Origin of the sequence: Desulfitobacterium sp. LBE (assembly GCF_007830365.1) — a bacterium.
Lineage (GTDB): Bacteria > Bacillota > Desulfitobacteriia > Desulfitobacteriales > Desulfitobacteriaceae > Desulfitobacterium > Desulfitobacterium hafniense.
The window spans coordinates 5,498,684-5,515,691 of record NZ_VLKD01000001.1 but is presented as its reverse complement, the minus strand read 5'-3'; the positions used below and the strand labels follow the sequence as shown (position 1 = coordinate 5,515,691).

At 47.8% G+C, this 17,008-nt stretch carries 18 protein-coding genes and 1 tRNA gene; 4 read left to right on the top strand and 15 right to left on the bottom strand.

The genetic code is table 11. The annotated features are described in order from the left end of the window. Window positions 1-75 precede the first annotated feature (75 nt). Window positions 76-1,146 (bottom strand): HD-GYP domain-containing protein, encoded by a 1,071-nt coding sequence (locus DESLBE_RS26250; protein ID WP_011460119.1) that lies wholly within the window; start codon window positions 1,144-1,146, stop codon window positions 76-78. Between the two features lie 343 nt (window positions 1,147-1,489). Then, window positions 1,490-1,576 (bottom strand) — tRNA-Leu (locus DESLBE_RS26245). Window positions 1,577-1,739: 163 nt separating this feature from the next. Between DESLBE_RS26245 and DESLBE_RS26755 the strand changes: the two genes are divergently transcribed. Continuing rightward, window positions 1,740-1,916 carry a hypothetical protein gene (locus tag DESLBE_RS26755; RefSeq protein WP_015944548.1) on the top strand — a complete coding sequence of 59 codons (177 nt, stop codon included), beginning with the start codon at window positions 1,740-1,742 and terminating at the stop codon, window positions 1,914-1,916. Between the two features lie 73 nt (window positions 1,917-1,989). On the opposite strand, the gene DESLBE_RS26240 is transcribed toward DESLBE_RS26755, so the two are convergent. Both DESLBE_RS26240 and larC read right to left on the bottom strand, forming a co-directional pair. Continuing rightward, window positions 1,990-2,142, bottom strand: coding sequence for an aspartyl-phosphate phosphatase Spo0E family protein (locus tag DESLBE_RS26240; RefSeq protein ID WP_018306814.1), 153 nt, complete (start codon window positions 2,140-2,142; stop codon window positions 1,990-1,992). Between the two features lie 71 nt (window positions 2,143-2,213). Next, window positions 2,214-3,422: a nickel pincer cofactor biosynthesis protein LarC gene (larC, locus tag DESLBE_RS26235; protein ID WP_018306813.1), complete on the bottom strand. Its 1,209-nt coding sequence runs from the start codon at window positions 3,420-3,422 to the stop codon at window positions 2,214-2,216. Window positions 3,423-3,535: 113 nt separating this feature from the next. Between larC and DESLBE_RS26230 the strand changes: the two genes are divergently transcribed. Beyond that, window positions 3,536-3,964, top strand: a complete 429-nt coding sequence (locus DESLBE_RS26230) for a CBS domain-containing protein (RefSeq protein ID WP_011460168.1) — start codon at window positions 3,536-3,538, stop codon at window positions 3,962-3,964. Window positions 3,965-4,060: 96 nt separating this feature from the next. On the opposite strand, the gene DESLBE_RS26225 is transcribed toward DESLBE_RS26230, so the two are convergent. Further along, window positions 4,061-4,798: an SDR family oxidoreductase gene (locus tag DESLBE_RS26225; protein ID WP_011460169.1), complete on the bottom strand. Its 738-nt coding sequence runs from the start codon at window positions 4,796-4,798 to the stop codon at window positions 4,061-4,063. 160 nt (window positions 4,799-4,958) lie between these two features. Between DESLBE_RS26225 and DESLBE_RS26220 the strand changes: the two genes are divergently transcribed. Then, window positions 4,959-5,954, top strand: coding sequence for a polyprenyl synthetase family protein (locus DESLBE_RS26220; RefSeq protein ID WP_018306812.1), 996 nt, complete (start codon window positions 4,959-4,961; stop codon window positions 5,952-5,954). A gap of 6 nt (window positions 5,955-5,960) precedes the next feature. Here the strand turns inward: DESLBE_RS26220 and DESLBE_RS26215 are convergent, their stop codons facing one another. After that, window positions 5,961-7,025 (bottom strand): tetraprenyl-beta-curcumene synthase family protein, encoded by a 1,065-nt coding sequence (locus tag DESLBE_RS26215; RefSeq protein ID WP_144678575.1) that lies wholly within the window; start codon window positions 7,023-7,025, stop codon window positions 5,961-5,963. A gap of 166 nt (window positions 7,026-7,191) precedes the next feature. On the opposite strand from DESLBE_RS26215, the gene DESLBE_RS26210 reads away from it, so the two are divergent. Further along, window positions 7,192-7,998, top strand: coding sequence for a hypothetical protein (locus tag DESLBE_RS26210; RefSeq protein WP_144678574.1), 807 nt, complete (start codon window positions 7,192-7,194; stop codon window positions 7,996-7,998). 335 nt (window positions 7,999-8,333) lie between these two features. Here the strand turns inward: DESLBE_RS26210 and tatA are convergent, their stop codons facing one another. From tatA to cobA, 9 genes are all read right to left on the bottom strand, one after another. Beyond that, window positions 8,334-8,522 (bottom strand): twin-arginine translocase TatA/TatE family subunit, encoded by a 189-nt coding sequence (gene tatA / locus DESLBE_RS26205; RefSeq protein ID WP_015944555.1) that lies wholly within the window; start codon window positions 8,520-8,522, stop codon window positions 8,334-8,336. A gap of 184 nt (window positions 8,523-8,706) precedes the next feature. Continuing rightward, on the bottom strand, window positions 8,707-9,483 hold the full coding sequence (locus DESLBE_RS26200) for a peptidase (RefSeq protein ID WP_026183783.1): 777 nt from the start codon (window positions 9,481-9,483) through the stop codon (window positions 8,707-8,709). 201 nt (window positions 9,484-9,684) lie between these two features. Beyond that, complete coding sequence (locus tag DESLBE_RS26195; RefSeq protein ID WP_005811205.1) at window positions 9,685-9,969, bottom strand: hypothetical protein; 285 nt, start codon at window positions 9,967-9,969, stop codon at window positions 9,685-9,687. A gap of 23 nt (window positions 9,970-9,992) precedes the next feature. Beyond that, window positions 9,993-11,285, bottom strand: coding sequence for a glutamate-1-semialdehyde 2,1-aminomutase (gene hemL / locus DESLBE_RS26190; RefSeq protein ID WP_018211316.1), 1,293 nt, complete (start codon window positions 11,283-11,285; stop codon window positions 9,993-9,995). A 12-nt stretch (window positions 11,286-11,297) separates the two neighbouring features. After that, window positions 11,298-12,311 carry an AsnC family transcriptional regulator gene (locus DESLBE_RS26185; RefSeq protein WP_144678573.1) on the bottom strand — a complete coding sequence of 338 codons (1,014 nt, stop codon included), beginning with the start codon at window positions 12,309-12,311 and terminating at the stop codon, window positions 11,298-11,300. Next, on the bottom strand, window positions 12,311-13,309 hold the full coding sequence (gene nirJ2, locus DESLBE_RS26180; protein WP_005811201.1) for a putative heme d1 biosynthesis radical SAM protein NirJ2: 999 nt from the start codon (window positions 13,307-13,309) through the stop codon (window positions 12,311-12,313). Before nirJ2 ends, DESLBE_RS26185 begins: the two co-directional genes overlap by 1 nt. Continuing rightward, window positions 13,306-14,286 (bottom strand): porphobilinogen synthase, encoded by a 981-nt coding sequence (gene hemB / locus DESLBE_RS26175; RefSeq protein WP_144678572.1) that lies wholly within the window; start codon window positions 14,284-14,286, stop codon window positions 13,306-13,308. The genes nirJ2 and hemB overlap by 4 nt, the downstream gene beginning before the upstream one ends. A 23-nt stretch (window positions 14,287-14,309) precedes the next feature. Beyond that, the gene (gene nirJ1, locus DESLBE_RS26170; RefSeq protein WP_144678571.1) at window positions 14,310-15,485 is read right to left on the bottom strand and encodes a putative heme d1 biosynthesis radical SAM protein NirJ1; all 1,176 of its coding nucleotides are present in this window, start codon (window positions 15,483-15,485) and stop codon (window positions 14,310-14,312) included. Next, window positions 15,482-16,996: a uroporphyrinogen-III C-methyltransferase gene (cobA, locus tag DESLBE_RS26165; protein WP_144678570.1), complete on the bottom strand. Its 1,515-nt coding sequence runs from the start codon at window positions 16,994-16,996 to the stop codon at window positions 15,482-15,484. Before cobA ends, nirJ1 begins: the two co-directional genes overlap by 4 nt. Window positions 16,997-17,008 lie beyond the last annotated feature (12 nt).

The window sequence follows — 17,008 nt, the reverse complement described above, 5'->3', positions numbered from 1 at the left end:
GCAAAGAGAAGCAAAACCGGGCATACTATACCAAATCCGGCTTTGCTTCTTTATTTCATCTTTAATCTTAATCCTTTATTTGTTCTCTATGCCGACAATCATCAAGGAAGGATGTTCCGCCAGGTTATAATCAATGGGGGCAATGAGGCGAATCTCTCCTTCATGGGTCATTCGGACATAAGGCCGGGTGGGAAAAGTGAAATTTTGCTTTACCACATTACCGCGAAGTCCGTTGGTAAGACGGACCCCTGTACCTGTAGGATAGGGCGTAATGCATTTGGAAAAGGTGTTCTGCACTACTTTAGGTTCAAAAAGGGTATCCGAATTGGCGATAACATATTCGTAGGCCTCATACGGCTGCAGAGCATTCCGATAAACCCTTTTGCTGGTTAATGCCTCATAAACATCGGCAACAGCAGCTAACCGGCCATATTCATGAATCTGGTTCCCTTTTAATCCCCTCGGATAACCGCTGCCATCCCAACGCTCTTGGTGCTGAAGAGCGATGTGAGCAGACAGTAAGTTAATGTCATGGTTTTTCCGGAGGATTTCAAATCCATATTCAGCATGTTTCTTAATCTCCGCGAATTCTTCAGGAGTAAGGGGTCCTCTCTTATTAAGTATCTCCGAAGGGATCTTTATCTTGCCGACATCGTGCATGAGCACACCCATGCCAAGCTCCAGCAGTTTTCCGTTATGCCAGCCCATAGATATTCCCATAATTAAGGCGATAATGGTGGTATTCACGGAATGATGAAAAGTATAATCATCGTATCCCTGAATCTCCATAACGTTTCCCAGCATGTCCTTGCTGTAAAGAAGATCAGCGATGATGTTTTGCACTGCCTTTTTAACCTCACCCAGATTAACGGTGTGAGGTTGTGCTTCATTGAGATTTTTGCTCAGATTTTCCAGTGACGCGTAAGCTGCTTCACGTGTTTTTATGGATACCGCAGAATAAATCTCCACATCCTGAAATGTATCATCCTCAATAAACATGGTATCAAACCCCAAATGGGATAATTTATCTATATAATTACGAGTGAGCTTTACTCCTGCCTGCAATAGGACCTTTCCGTTGGGACTAACCAGCGGTCGGGCAAGCACTTCTCCTTCGCCCACATAAGCAATATTTACTAAACGCATATAACACTCCTGCCCTCAATTTACAAATATGTACTTTTTATCTCATTTAAACAAAACGTATATACAATTTCGCCAAAATTACTCTTTATCCTCTTCTGTTTTTTCTGCTCTAAAATATTTTCCCTTTGGTCCTATAAGGCTTTAAACGGGCCTATTTCCCTTAAAACCATTATACTTATGCTTCTGTGAAAAATGAACAACCAATTATTAAGATTAATAAAAAATTTATATTTATAATAATTAAAATTATACCCTTTATCGAAATAACTCTTCCAGCGGTCTGTCCTTGCAAGATGTAAAATGAAAAAGCCCTTGATTTTTCAAGGGCTTCAAAATTTCATTATGGTGCGGACGAGAGGACTTGAACCTCCATGAGCGTACACTCACTAGTACCTGAAACTAGCGCGTCTGCCAGTTCCGCCACGTCCGCGAGACAATATTCATTATATGAAAACCAAGCCGACTTGTCAATAGAATATTTTAAAATCCGTTTATAAAATATATGCAAAAAAATAAATTTACTTTAAAAGCTTGTACACGACTCTGCCTCCCTGTGCATACATTAAAGAGAGGGCAAATAGGGAGTGAGCATTATGATGAATGATGAACTGTATGTAAAACTAAAACAATTACTGGATTTTGTCGAGCGCGAAGCCGAAAAACCACTCGAAGACTACAACTACGAGGTCAGGATATGGAGCAAAGGGTACCAAAAAGCGATGATTACCATCAAAGATTATATTTGGAATATCTTTAATTCCAGTAATTGAAGCATGGGATGTAGACCGTTCGAAAAGATACAAAAAAGCCCTATCTGCTGATAGGGCTACATATTAATAATCATTATTTCGCTGTAAGGTGATATTCGTTGAGAAGCTCGTCCAGCCTTTGGCTTAAACTAATAACTTCCGGGTCGGTAAGAGGCTTTCTCTTACCTAATTGATTAAGCTCTTTTCTCATATCCTCAATGAGCCTAAGCAATTGCTGGTTCCACATAGATTTGACTCCCTTTCTATATTGATAACAAATAATAGCCTAACAAAAATATCTTACAAAATCTGGCCCAATTAGTCCATAGGATATTTCGTCGAATAAAGTAAAATCTTCGCCTTTTCTTTTATCTCTTCATAGATCTGCTTAAGGGGTTCTCCGGTCAATCGGGCCAGCCGGCGGCAGTCCTCGTACTCCGGGCTGACCGTGCAGGCTCTCCCTTCCATAAAAGCTACCTTGACCTTCGCTGAACCGTAGTTTGTTTCAACAGTAAGAAGTTCGTAAGGAAGCATATATTTTTTGATAGGATAAACCCGTAATCCTATGGTGGTCGTCTCCTGGAAAAGAATCCTGCGCATTTCCTCCAGCTTATGATAGGGAGTCTGCACCGTCAGCAGTACGGCAGGGCGGTTTTTTTTCATCTGGATAGTCTGGATATAGACATCCATTGCTCCTGCTTGGAAAAGTTTTTCAAAGAGATAATCGTAACACTCCGGGTTCATATCGTCGATATTTACTTCCAGGGTTAATGCCTCTCCTTCCCGAATGCCCTCCTGCCCTTTATCCTCATCGGCCAGCTCTCCGACGGTCAGCCTTAATAGATTCGGGATGGTTAAATCTTTCACTCCTGCACCATAGCCGACTCTCTCTACTCTAATTTTAGGGAATGGACCAAACTCCCGGCAATAGGCGGTTACTATGGCAGCTCCGGTGGGAGTAGCCAGCTCTCCTTCCACATCCTGAGCATAGATCGGAACCCCGGTCAATAATTCCAAGGTAGCCGGAGCAGGTACGGGCAGCAGCCCATGAGCCGCCTTAACAAAGCCTTTCCCTACATGAATTGGCGAAGCAAACACCTTTTCAATCCCCAAACGCCAAAAGCCTATGACTGCCCCGACAATATCCACAATAGCGTCGACTGCGCCGACTTCATGAAAATGAATCTGTTCGATATCGGTGCCATGAATCTTCGCTTCAGCTTTCCCTAAACGGGTAAATATCTCTAAGCTCTTCTCTTTAACCTGGGGAGGCAAAGCACTTCTGCCGATGATTGCCTGAATATCCGACAGATGGCGGTGGACATGACCTTCCAAAGCGTGAACATGGATCTGGGTACCCCTGATTCCCTGTTTAAGGACTTTCTGTTCATACAATTCATATTCATCCAGATCCAAGCCAGCCAAATCCCTCTGCAAAAGATTAAAATCCAATCCTGCATCGACCAGGGCGCCCAAAAGCATATCCCCGCTGATACCGGAAAAACAATCAAGATAAGCTGCTTTCATATTTTCATTCTCCTTAAACAAATACTCTTGCAAATTAATTTGTGCTGAACTATACTAGGGCAGGCTAATGAATCTTTACTCTTTCTGTTAAACAAAGAGAGGTGTTCAAAACGATGAATGTTGCTTTTTTCCTGATACCCAAGCAAGATGTAATTTACCTCAAGATCAATTCTACCATGCGTCAGGCTATAGAAAAAATGGAATTCCACCGTTACTCGGCCATTCCCCTTATTGATGACCAGGGCTGCTACCGCGGCACGATTACGGAAGGGGATCTTCTGTGGAAGCTTAAAAATACTCCCGGCCTCAACTTTCAAAACACTCAGAGCATCCGGCTGACAGAGATCGAACAGCATATTCAAAACTATCCGGTTTCCATCAACTCCCGCATGGAAGACCTGATCTCCCGGGCTGTTGAGCAGAACTTTATCCCGGTGGTGGATGATCAAAAAATCTTTATCGGGATTGTCCGCCGCCGTGAAATTCTGGAATACTGCACCAAAGCCTTGGGCATGTTGGAATCCTTACCCTTCAAGGACTAAGCCGCGGCCCGGCTTTTTCAAAAAAAGAGGATATATGCTCTCTCTTGAACATATCATCCTCTCCCTAAACCTGAAAGCCTAAACCAAACTTGATGATCAGATAAAATTGCCACCGTCCACAACCCAGGTTTGACCTGTGACAAATCCGGCATGGGCGATTAAAGCATAGGCGACTTCAGCCACATCTTCCGGAGTACACACCTTCTGTAAAGGGGTTCCCTCAGCCATGCGGGTGATATGTTCCTCTTGACCGCTGACCCAGCGGGTCAACACTACTCCTGGGGCCACTGAATTAACCCGGACATCGGGAGCCAGAACCCGGGCCAAGGATTTATTGACACTGATCGCAGCGGCTTTGGAAGCACTATAGGCGATAGAACTCCCCAATCCGGTCAGACCGGCGATAGAAGTAATATTAACGATACAGCCTTTTTGCTTCTTGAGGGCTTCCGCCGCGGCACGGCAGGTATTGAAAAGGCCTTTGACATTGACACTGAAAATCTCGTCCCAATAGTCATCTTTCATGCCTTCAAGATCGGCATGCTCAACAAAATGAGTCATTCCCGCACTATTGACAAGAATATCCAATTGTCCAAAATCCCGGACCACTGCACCGATCATTTCCCGAACCTCTTGATCCTTTGCCACATTGGCTTGATAAATCCTGCAGGCTACCTTGAGTTTTTCGATCTCCTGAGAGGTTTGTTCGGCATCTTCCCGGGAGCGGGAATAATTGACAGCAATATTAACACCCTCTTGGGCAAGCTTTAAAGCAATGGCGCGGCCAATTCCTGTCGCTCCTCCTGTGATTAAAGCGGTTTTCCCTTGCAACATCACCGTTTCCTCCTTAACAACTCTTTCCGCAAGCATCCATCTTTTTGCTTTCTCCAGTATAGCCCAGAAGGAGAGCACGTTCAAGATCCCAATCCTTTAAGGTATCCTTTTTCATCAACATGGAATACTAAGGAAAAGGTTAGTGTAAAGGACTGATTTCATGGCTTCTCCGGATATGGCTTCTGTAACCATAAAATCCGCAAACTCCGCTATCTCTTTTCCCGAATTGCTCATTGTCGAAGAGCGGCTTCGGGAATCTTTTCTGAGAGCTGGGGACACCATCAAAGATTCTTGTCTCCTGCTCCTTGACTCAGGTGGGAAGCGATTAAGGCCCCTGCTGACCTTACAAAGCGCCCAGTGTTTTGGCCCTCTCAACTCGGCGGCACTTGATGCGGCGGTGGCCGCAGAATTAATTCACATGGCTTCCCTGATTCATGATGATGTCATCGATCATTCGGACCGGCGGCGGGGCATACCCACGATCAACTCGCAACGGGGGAATCAGGTGGCCGTTTTAGCCGGGGACTATGTGTTTGCCGAGGCCTTTCGTATTTTAGCCAATAAACATCTCCTTACGAGTATGTCCTACCTGGTGGACGCCATTCAATCCATGTGTGACGGTGAAATACAACAGGCTGAACAACGCTGTGACTTAGCTGTTGAACCCAGCCAATATTTCCAGCGCATTGCCCAGAAAACAGGAATTCTTTTAGCAAGCTGTTGCTGCTCCGGTGCGGCCAGTGCGGGGGCAAACCAGGAGGCCGTCGAAGCCCTTGGCCAGTATGGCATGAATCTGGGGTATGCCTATCAGATTATTGATGACATTCTGGACTTCACTGGCAATCCCCAGGTAACAGGTAAACCCGCAGCCGCCGATCTCCTCAACGGTTACATCACTTTACCCGTCATCTATCTTTTGGATAAGCCCCTCTACGGACCTTGGGCAAGAGAGATGCTGCAAGCCCGGGATTTATCCCCGGCGAATGTTCAGAGAATTATTCAGGCCCTTATTTCCTCAGGGGCCCTGAATGAAGCTTTTACCACTGCCCTTCGTTGTGCTCAAACCGCCGTTCAGGCCTTGAGCTCCCTCCCCCCTTCGCCCTCCAAAACCTTCCTGAGCGAACTCACCCATACTATCCTTTATCGTCAAGCATAGAGGCAGCTATAGCTTGCCTTTTTTTCTTAACTGGAGACATATCCAGAACAGCACCTTAACAGGCCTGCCCCCTGCCCGTATCAGCTCCGCGGTCACTTGACCGCATTCTCTGGATTTTCCTTTTTGGTCGGATAGGTACATAGCCAGCAGCCCCCTGATAATGGCTTCATGAAAATCCGGGTAGCGCAAAGACCTTGCCTGACTGAGAGCAGTCTCTACAAAGAGCAGCAGCCGCTCCTGCTGCTCTTTTTTTGAAGCATAATACTCGACAAAATTTAATTGGTTGGTCTTTCTGTCTTCTTCAAGATCGATAAAATAGTCCAGAAGAATATGCAAGCCTGTAATCCAGGGAAAATAGGCATCCCTGACTTTTTTTGCTTCTCTGTCCGTCAGCTGAGCATCATAAGCCATAGCAAAAAGGCAGAACGTCCCCAGGGTTGATCCTGTGGCAGCTGCCAGCTCCCAGACGGATAGCCCCGGATATTCAGGAATGACCTGCTCTAACCAGCCTAACATCTTTTGTTCACGCTCAGCCGGATGCAAATGTTTGCTGACTTGAAGCAAAGTGTAAAGCTCAGCCAGTTTCATCATGTAGGGCCGAACGACTTCATAAGAAGGCAACTTTTGCACCCTCCTCTGACAGGTCTGTACCAATTCGGCCAAATAACCTCCGTCCTCACGGTGAGGATAATAAGCATAGTAATCGGAACACCGGGCATCGGCATCCAGAGCTTCAGTCATGGCCAGATGAAGCTGGCGAAAAGCCTGTTCATCCTGAATCTCCAGGGCATCCACCAAATTATCCAGGTAATCGCTGATGGTCTGATAGGCCACGACAAACTCAATCACCTCGGCAACCCTGGCCCCGGGATACAGAGAATAAATACTGCCCCCTAAACAATGAAATTCCTTATGGGCTATACTGGCCAGGGCTTGCTCCCCAAGCACCCGGTCAGGACAACGCCCCGCTTTCTCTTCCCAGAAGCTCAGCTGAGCCTTTACCGCTGGAAATATGGTTTTGACAAACGAATAAATCAATTGGGGATTAGAAACTTCTTTGGCAATATCCACAGATACACTTCCTTATCGATTTCAAGTTCCACTCTAGTTTAACCAGTCCTCCCTCCCCTAACCCCATTTCCTTGTGCAATAATTCTCCCATCCCAAGAAGGAATTATCGGCACTATGCCGAATTATACCTATTAGGTAAAAAATGGAATTATCGCGAGGGAATAAAATGAAACTAGATAAAAAGTTTACTGTGGAATACAAGGTGGGCATCGTATCTAGTTTATCCGCATCGATTATCTGGGTTATCCTGATTAGCCTTTGGTCATTAATTGCGGCAAATATAGTTTCATTATGGCATAGTGAAGTTGTTTTGTTTTGGCAGTATTTAGTTGCAGGGATTTCTATAGGAGCAATGTTAGTGGGCTCCATCCAGTTCTATAGGAATAACTCGAATAAATTCAAACCCAGGTTCCCTTCACTTTCAATGGATTATATCTATAAAGAAATCGAAACAGAATTGCACTTTAAAACCCGGGAAAATATCGCCTATTCTTCAAATTATAATATATCTGCTTTAAAAGAAATAAGTGAAATGAAACGTTCTCATAACTGGACAGGTGATTATATCAGTTCACCAATTCTTGAATCGGCCCATAATCATAAAGTAGAGCTATGCAAGGATGCCAGCCCGTTAACTACGGCCAAAATCATCTTTGATGTACCCTTGGAGAAAAACCAGCCTACCACCTTTAAGTTGAAATATGAACTAGGCGATTCATTAAAAATAATGCAGCCCATGATCGGACATTTAGTAAGAAACCCAACAGAAAGAATCATACTAAGGCTTTGTGTCCCTAACGACATGGTGAAAGGTGTCAAGCGCTGCGTTTATGCCGATAGTTTTGCGCAAATTAATTTATCCCAGCCACAAATAATCCATTGTAAAATAATTGGTAATAATGATGTGTATGAATGGGTCATTGATAACCCCAGCCTATTATATTACTATCGGATAAGCTGGGAATTCACCTGATTTTCACCTTTTTAATTCAAATACATATTATGTATAAAAATGTATAACTGGTAATTTGCTTGTCCATACTAAAGGATATATAATAAAGTCAAATATCTGTTGAAGAGGTGTTAAAAATGGATGGTGACTAGCAATAGCGCTGTATTAGCTTAAATATTTTGCACAGAAGTTAAGGACGTGCCGCAGATCTTTATTATAGATATAATGCGGCATGTTCTTTTAATTTAAAAGAAAAAGCAGGCGCCCGCTTACAGCTGGTTATGCCTGCTTCCTGTCTATTCGTTCCATCAATTTACAGTACTTAGAAAAGAAAGAGCATTACAGTTACCCTGGGGTTAAACTTCTTTGCTTTCAACTTCTTTCTTTTCTTCCTCTTCGCCATTGGTTGCCGATTTAAATTCAGAGATTCCTCGTCCCAAAGCCTTGCCAAGCTCAGGTAGTTTTCCGGGCCCAAAAATAACCAATGCAATGATTAATACAATGATCATTACAGTTGGGGTTACCATACCAAATGTTGCTAACATGTCATACACCTCCATAGTCTAGTCTACCATAGCAATAATTTTAATAAAACCAATAAAACGTGAATAATATTGCATTCCCTTTACATCCCTTATCCTACAGGATTATGTCCATTTTTTCAATATGATTTTATTGGGTATATTGATTTTATTGAGTATTTAAGTAGACGAGAAAAAGAGCCTGAATTCAGACTCTATCTCCACTATCGCAAGTGCTGAAAAGTTCCTCGTAGCCCCGGTACAAGCTCCAAATCACATCCCAAAGCTCATCCTCGGCCTCTGTTACCCGTAAACCCAGCTCTTTGGCTTCCTGACGCCCGATTGGATAGCCATGAGAAAAATAGCCCTCCGTCAAAGCCCGGGTTACAATAGGAACAAGCTCGGGGTTATCTTTTAACATATAACGGGATAAGAGGGCTTCAGCATATTGGTGGGATGCTTTTAAAGCTTTTTCGTAATCTCCAATCAGCCAGGGGTCCAGTTTATTGATCATAGGGGTGATGATGCCGGTTACCAGCTCCGGATTGGGATTGGATTCGATAGAACGCTGAAGATAATCGATACAATAGCGGATTGCTTGGACGGGAACCCATAACTCCTTGTAAATAGGGTGCTTAATCAGGGGATCAATGGGCCCCAGCTCAGAGATGGGTCCCATAACAACTTCATCCGCTCCCAGAACCAGCATAGATGCCGCAGATTTGGCTACAAAAGGGACGATAACGCCGAATTCGTTGCAGAACTCACGAATCAGCATGACAACCTTATAGGGGGTGTCTACCGCTCCGCCATAACTGTGCAGGAGTAAATCAATTTTCTCTGTATGCCCGATTGCTTTGAGTTGTTCGTAGAGGGGCACGAGAATGCTATCATCGAGGGGTGTATAGGCGAAGTAAACTAAAACCTTTGAGCCTCTTAGTCTTTCCAAACTGTCCAAATAATGAAGTCGTTCATCCTTATCCATAGAATACCCCCATGCCGATGAATTATATACCATATTATTCCACATTCTAGACAGCTGTGACTGTCTTCATCAGGGGATTGGGATCATTTGGACTTCTTTCCGGGCCCATGCTCAAGAAGCCGCCGGTCATTGCACCGGCGGCTTCTTGGGGCTTATCGCATTATGCTGTTCAGGAAAGCCGGGTCCCTGGGCAACCCTGTATTAGTCAGGCAGAGCATAGTCCACCCCGGATGCGTCATGACAGGATTGGCAATAGCTCTTGCCGCCTAAATCCTGCTTGACATGACATCTATAGCATTGCTTTTGGGGATTCTGGTTATTCTTAACCGAAAATCCATGCCCCTTCTCCCCGCTAATCCACTCTTCCCTGGGAATGGAGGCATGGGGATTATTGGGATCATGTCCTTGAGAAACAAAAATGATGGTAATCAAAGCCACAACTAAACCTATGGATATGACCGCGCGAATGATTTTCTTACCTTCCATCCGTTTAATCCTTTCTCAACAATTTAGCCCAAGGATTTAAGGACATCCCTGGCCTGTTCCAAGGTATAGTCAATATCTGCATCCGTATGGGCGGCAGAAAGGAATACCGCTTCATATTGGCTGGGCGCTAAGTAGATCCCCCGCTCCAGCATCCCTCTGAAGAAGGAGCCAAAACGCTCCACATCGGAAGAGCAGGCGCTTTTAAAGTCAATCACAGGTTGATCGGTAAAGAAAGCGGAGAACATGGCTCCCACGGAATTGACCCAGATGGGGAATCCTAATTCCTGAGCGATGGACTGCAAGCCCTCAGCTAAACGGGTGGTTTTCTTCTCCAGTCCCTCATAGACCCCCTCCTGCTGCAAGAGCTTTAAGGTGGCCAGCCCCGCCGCCATGGCCAAAGGGTTACCGGATAAGGTGCCGGCTTGATAAATTGGCCCGCTGGGAGCTACCTGTTCCATGTACTTCCTTTTGCCGCCATAGGCTGCCACAGGGAGGCCCCCGCCAATCACTTTACCCAGGCAGGTCAAATCCGGATCGATTTGATAGCGGCCCTGTGCCCCTCCATAACTCACCCGGAAGCCTGTCATCACTTCATCAAAGATCAGCAGGCTGCCATAGTCCTGAGTCAGGGTTCGCAAACCCGCCAAAAACCCGGGTTGAGGTAAAACAACGCCCATATTCCCGGTAACCGGCTCCAGGATCACTGCGGCAATGTCTTCTCCGCATTCCTTAAAAATCTCTTTTAAACCTTCCAGGTCGTTATATTGAGCTACAATAGTTTGTGAAGCTACTGAAGAGGGTACACCCGGAGAGGTGGGGACGCCAAAGGTCAAAGCCCCGCTGCCCGCCTTGATCAGCAAGGAATCACCATGACCGTGATAGCACCCTTCAAACTTAATAATTTTGTTGCGGCCTGTCACTCCCCGGGCTAAGCGCAAGGCGCTCATGGTGGCCTCGGTTCCGGAGCTGACCATGCGGACCATTTCCATGGAGGGGAAGGCTTTAATCACTTCTTCAGCGCATTCCGTTTCAATCTCAGTGGGTGCTCCATAGCTGGTTCCCCGCTCCGCGGCCGCTTTAATGGCCTCCACCACCACCGGGTGGGCATGACCAAGAATCAGCGGTCCCCAGGACAAAACGTAATCCAGATAGGAATTGCCGTCAATATCCCATAGTCTTGCCCCCTGTCCTTTGGCGATAAATATGGGCTCCCGCCCTACGGATTTAAAAGCCCTTACCGGAGAGTTGACTCCGCCGGGAAGGACGCCATTGGCCCGGGCAAAAGCTTCTTTACTTCGTTGATCCTGAAACCCCAAGATTAAACCCTCCTAATCGTCTTCTTCCCTATAGTATTGCATACTGCTCTTTTTTAACTCCTTGATACTGAAGAGCATGGCATAATCTTTGATTCCTGTCGCTTGGGCGATCCTGGCCATCACCTCGCCGCACTCCGCTTCGGAACGGCCATGAATCATGGTAAAGAGATTATAGGGCCAATCTTTCAGCGTAGGCCTTTGATAACAATGGCTCACCTCCCGGAAGGAGGCCATGACTTTGCCGATGGCTTCAGCTTCGGCCTCGGGGATCTGCCAAACACCCATGGCATTAGCGGTAAATCCGGCTTTCTGGTGGCGGAGAACCGCTCCGAAGCGCCGAATCACCTGGTTGTCAACCAAAGCCCGGGTCTGTCTGAGGACCTTCTCCTCCTGCCACATCAGCTTGGCGGCAATCTCGGCATAGGGAGTCAGGGACTCCGGGATATTCCCCTGCAGTTCCCGTATGAGCAATTTATCCATGTCGTCCACCGGGTAGGGCTCCAGCTTTTGGGACCCCCGCGGATTGGCTGTACACTCACATTCTTCGCTATGGCGCTGTTCTCCGGCCTGTTCTTCCGTATTAAAATCAAAATCCACACTGATTTTAAACAAGCGGAGAGCGGGCAAAGAATACACCTCATCGGTGCCGATGAGCCCTTTGATCGTGGTCAGGATTTTTTCCACTTCCTTCTGGGAAGAGGCAATCAGGGTAAACCAAATATTATAGTCATGGCTGCGCAGATAATTATGAGTCACGCCGGGAAGTTCCATCAGCAGATCGGCCAGGATCTGAATCTTATCTTCGGGCACTCTGGCCGCACACAAGGTGCTTTTATAGCCCAAACGATGGGAATCGAAGACTCCCCCTAAGCGCCGGATCACACCCTCTTGGCGAAAGCGCTGTATCCTTTGCCAGGCTTCCTCCTCCGTGGTCCCGGTAAGACCTGCTAAGGTCTCATAGGGGCGGGAGGTGATGGGAAAATCCGTCTGCACGATATTCAGCAGAGCCCGATCGAGAGCATCCATTATTTACCCCCCTTACGCCCGTGATAAAGGCACCAGGGCTCCTCTGCCATAAAGTCTCCTTCTTCATAATAAGCAGCCCGGGCCCGGCAGCCACCGCAGATGGTTTTATAACCGCAACTGCCGCAGCCCCCTTTATAATCCAAAGTGCGCAATTCATTTAAGACCGGGTGGGTCTTCCACAGCTCATCAAAGGGTGTCTCCCGGACATCACCTAAAGGGATATTGAGGTAGGCACAAGGCTGTACCTGACCTTTGGGGCTGATAATGCAGTAAGAAGTACCGGCCAGGCAGCCCCGTCCAAAACGGGTCTTCACCCCCATCTCTTTGGCAATCCGCATAAACTGGGGAGCGCAGGTTGGTTTAAGCTCTATATCGACTTCTTGTTGTTTCTTCATGATGCGGGTTAAAGCATCTTCATATTCCTCAGCCCGCAGGGACTCTTCTTCAATGGATACGGCCCGCCCTGTGGGAACCAGGAAAAAGAAATGATGGGCTACCGCCCCTTCCGCTACGGCAAAATCCGTAATGGCTTCCAGCTCATCCCGGTTCCAATCCATGACGGTGGTATGAATCTGAAAAGGCAGGCCGACTTCCCGGCAATTGCGCATCCCTTGCACAGCCTCTTCCCAGGCTCGGGGATACTTGCGGAACTGATTATGCTTGTCAATATGCAGAGAGTCCAAGGAAATGCCCATGCCCATGGCTCCTGCTTCTTTCAGGCGGCGGGCCATTTCTACGGTAATCAAGGTCCCATTGGTGCCGAAAACCGGGCGCAGGCCCAGGGAAGTGGCATGAGCCACCAATTCCACGATATCCGGGCGCAGGAGAGGTTCCCCGCCGCTGAAGATCATAATTTTAAAGCCGGCCTTGGCAATCTGCTCCAGAAGGGTTTTGGCTTCGGCAGTGTTCAGCTCTTCTTCGGCTTGGCAGCCGGCGTCCCGGTAGCAATGATCGCAATACATATTGCAGGCATTGGTGGTATTCCAGGATACAATCATGATTGTTCCTCCTTTATCCAGCGTGCGGCATCCAAGGCATGATAAGTAATAATCAGATCGGCTCCCGCTCGTTTCATGCTGACCAGACTCTCCATGACCACACGTTTTTCATCAATCCAGCCTTTCTCAGCGGCTGCTTTAACCATGGCATACTCACCGCTGACATTATAGGCGGCGATGGGCAGCCCGAACTGCTCTTTGGTCCGATAGGTAATATCCCCATAGGCCAGGGCCGGCTTGACGATGATCATATCCGCCCCTTCCTGGATATCGAGGGCCGTCTCAAGCATGGCTTCATTGCCGTTAGGAGGGTCCATTTGATAAGTGCGGCGGTCTCCGAATTGAGGGGCCGAACCGGCCGCCTCACGAAAGGGCCCATAGAAGGCAGAAGCGAATTTGGCCGCATAGGACATAATCGGAATATCCGTGTAACCGGCTTCGTCCAAAGCTTCCCGGATCGCTCCCACCCGGCCGTCCATCATATCTGAAGGCGCTACCATATCCGCCCCGGCTTCAGCATGGGAAACCGCTGTCTGAGCCAGCAATTTCAGGGTAGGATCATTGAGCACCCGGCCATCCTGGATCACTCCGCAATGGCCATGATCCGTGTATTCACAGAGGCAGACATCGGTGATCACATAAAGGTCCGGATAATGTTTCTTGGTCAGACGAACAGCTTCCTGGATGATACCGTGCTGGTCATAGGCCCCGGTCCCTGCTGCATCTTTGGACTCGGGCAGACCAAAGAGCAGCACGGCAGGGATTCCCGCCTCCACCACATCCTTTAAGGCCGCTGCATACTCATCCAAAGAGTAATTATACACTCCGGGCATAGAGGAAACGGGGATCTTTTTCTTCTCCCCAAACGTGACAAACATCGGGTAAATCAAATCCTCAATCCGGACATGATGTTCCCGGACCATTCTGCGGATGGCTGCACTGCTTCTTAATCTCCTGGGGCGTCTAATCATTGGCATTTGTTCATTCCTCCTCCATTTCCCTACACTATACCGATCTCTTCATCGGTCAAGTAGCAGGCTGGATCGGATTCCCAGAAATCTCCGGTGACAGCTTCCGCACGGGTGCGGAAATTGCCGTTACAGTTATTTAAGTACTGACAGCGGGCGCAACGGCCTTTGAGAAGGGGTTTGCGATCCTTTAACCCAGCCAGGATAGGATGGTTCAGATCCGTCCAGATCTCTCCGAATTTCCGTTCCCGCACATTGCCGAAGGTGATATGTTGAGTAAATTGATCCGGATGCACATAGCCCAGAGGATCCACTTCCCCGAAAGCGATCCCGGAGCGGTTGCCTCCGTTCATGCTGATCAATTCCTTGATTTTTTGAGCCTTCTCCGGATCATCCTTTAACGTACGCAGGTAAAGATAAACCCCGTCACAGTGGTTATCCACCGTTAAAATCTCTTTGCGGAGTCCCCGTTCTTCAAAGTCGATGGTCCGCCGGATGATGGTCTCCATGGCCTGTCTGGACTGCTCGGGGGTGACATCCTCAGCGATCATTTGATTGCCCCGTCCGGAATAGACCAGGTGATAGAAGCAGACCCGATCGATATTTTCTTCTTCAATAAAGTCAAAGATCTTATCCAGCTCCGCATAATTATGGCTATTAATCGTAAAGCGCAGCCCTACCCGCTGGCCTACGGCGACACAGTTCTGAATGCCCGCCATGGCCGCTTGGAAAGCCCCTTGCTTGCCGCGGAATTTATCATTAACCTCCCGCAAGCCATCCAAGGAGATGCCCACATAGCCTACGCCAATGTTTTTAATGCGTTGGGCCACTTCCCTGGTGATCAAGGTGCCATTGGTGGATAGAGTGGGACGGATCCCTTTGGCGGCGGCATATTCAGCCAGTTCAAAAAAATCCGGGCGAATCAAGGGTTCCCCCCCTGAGAAAAGCAGCACCGGCACTTTAAAATCGGCCAAATCATCAATAAAGCGTTTGGCCTCTTCTGTGGTCAATTCACCTTGATACTTTTGGGCATCGGATTCCATATAACAGTGGGCGCATTGCAAATTGCAGGTCCGGGTCGAGTTCCAGACCACCACCGGACCTGATCCGGAAGTGGTTCCGTGCATAGACCCTTTTGACTCTTTGCTGTAGCGCAGCGAATCACCGAAGTACTCTGTATTAAAAAGCAATTTTGTTAAACTGATCATTCCTCGTTCCCCCTTGCCAGAGTCTCAAGCAGCCCCTTAATAGTATACTGCTTTGCTTCCCGGTAAATGCTCAACCCAAATTCCTGAGCTGTTTTGCTGGTAATGGGGCCAATAGAATAGAGTTTAACTCCATCCAAAAGGCTTTGCCTGCCATCAATTAGTTGCAGGAAATTGCGTACTGTGGAGGAACTGGTAAAGGTAACAGCCGCTACAGCTTTCTCCTCCAGCAACTTCATCAATTCCTCCTTGTTGGCATTCCCCAAAACTGTACGATAGGTGGGAACATCCCAGACATCCGCCCCTAAAGCTTTCAGGGATTCGGGCAGAATATCCCGGGCTTCTTCGGCCCGGGCCAGGAGCACACTTTGACCGGGCAGAACCCGGCTGGCCAGCCCTTCGATGATTTTTTCAGCACGATATTCTTCAGGAACAAAAGAGACCTTCAGGCAGCGCTTCTCCAAAGCATCTCTGGTGGCCGGACCGATAGCGACCACATCCATACCGGCCAGATCACGAACGTCCCTGCCCTGCTCCATGAGAACTTTAAAGAATTCCTCCACGCCGTTGACACTGGTAAAGATCAGCCATTCAAACCGCTTCAGGTTCTTGATGGCCTGAATCAGGGGCTGAGGGTCCCTGGGGGGTACGATTTCGATCGCCGGGAACTCCCAGGGTTCTCCGCCCAGATCTTCAATGCCTTGAGACAAGGCACTGGCTTGATGCCTGGCCCGGGTCACAATGATCCGCTGACCGAAGAGAGGTCTCTTTTCGAACCATTGCAGTTTCTCCCTTAGTTGAACAACCTCTCCCACGATGATGATCGAGGGGTTGGTAAAGCCTTCTTCCTTTACCAATTGAGCAATATTTTGAAGTTCACCGACCAGCACCCTTTGTTCCGGCCGGGTCCCCCATTGGATAATTCCCACAGGGGTTGACGGTGAACGGCCATTTTCCATAAGTTTAGTGGCGATCAAGGACAGATTTTCCATGCCCATCAAAAAGATTAAAGTCCCGTGAGCCGTGGCTAAATGTTCCCAAGCCAAAGCCGAGCTGTTTTTAGTGGGGTCTTCATGACCGGTTATGACAGCAAAAGAAGAGGTTAAATCACGATGAGTCACCGGGATACCTGCATAAGCAGGTACGGAAATCGCTGAGGTAACACCGGGAACAATATCAAAGGGAATCCCTGCCTGAAGCAGATCCTCTGCTTCTTCCCCACCGCGTCCAAAAACAAAAGGGTCCCCCCCCTTTAAACGCGTCACTATTTTACCCTCCAGGCCTTTCCTGACCAGAAGAGCGTTGATTTCTTCCTGGCGCAGGGTGTGCCGGTCCGGGGATTTCCCTACATAAATAAGTTCACAATCGGGACGGGCTAAGGTCAGGAGACGGCGTGAAGCCAGGCGATCGTAGATCAGCACATCGGCCCTGGCAATGCACTCCGCGCCCTTAACCGTAATGAGTTTCGGATCCCCCGGCCCGGCACCGACCAAATATACATATCCTTTGTCCAAATCAGAACACTC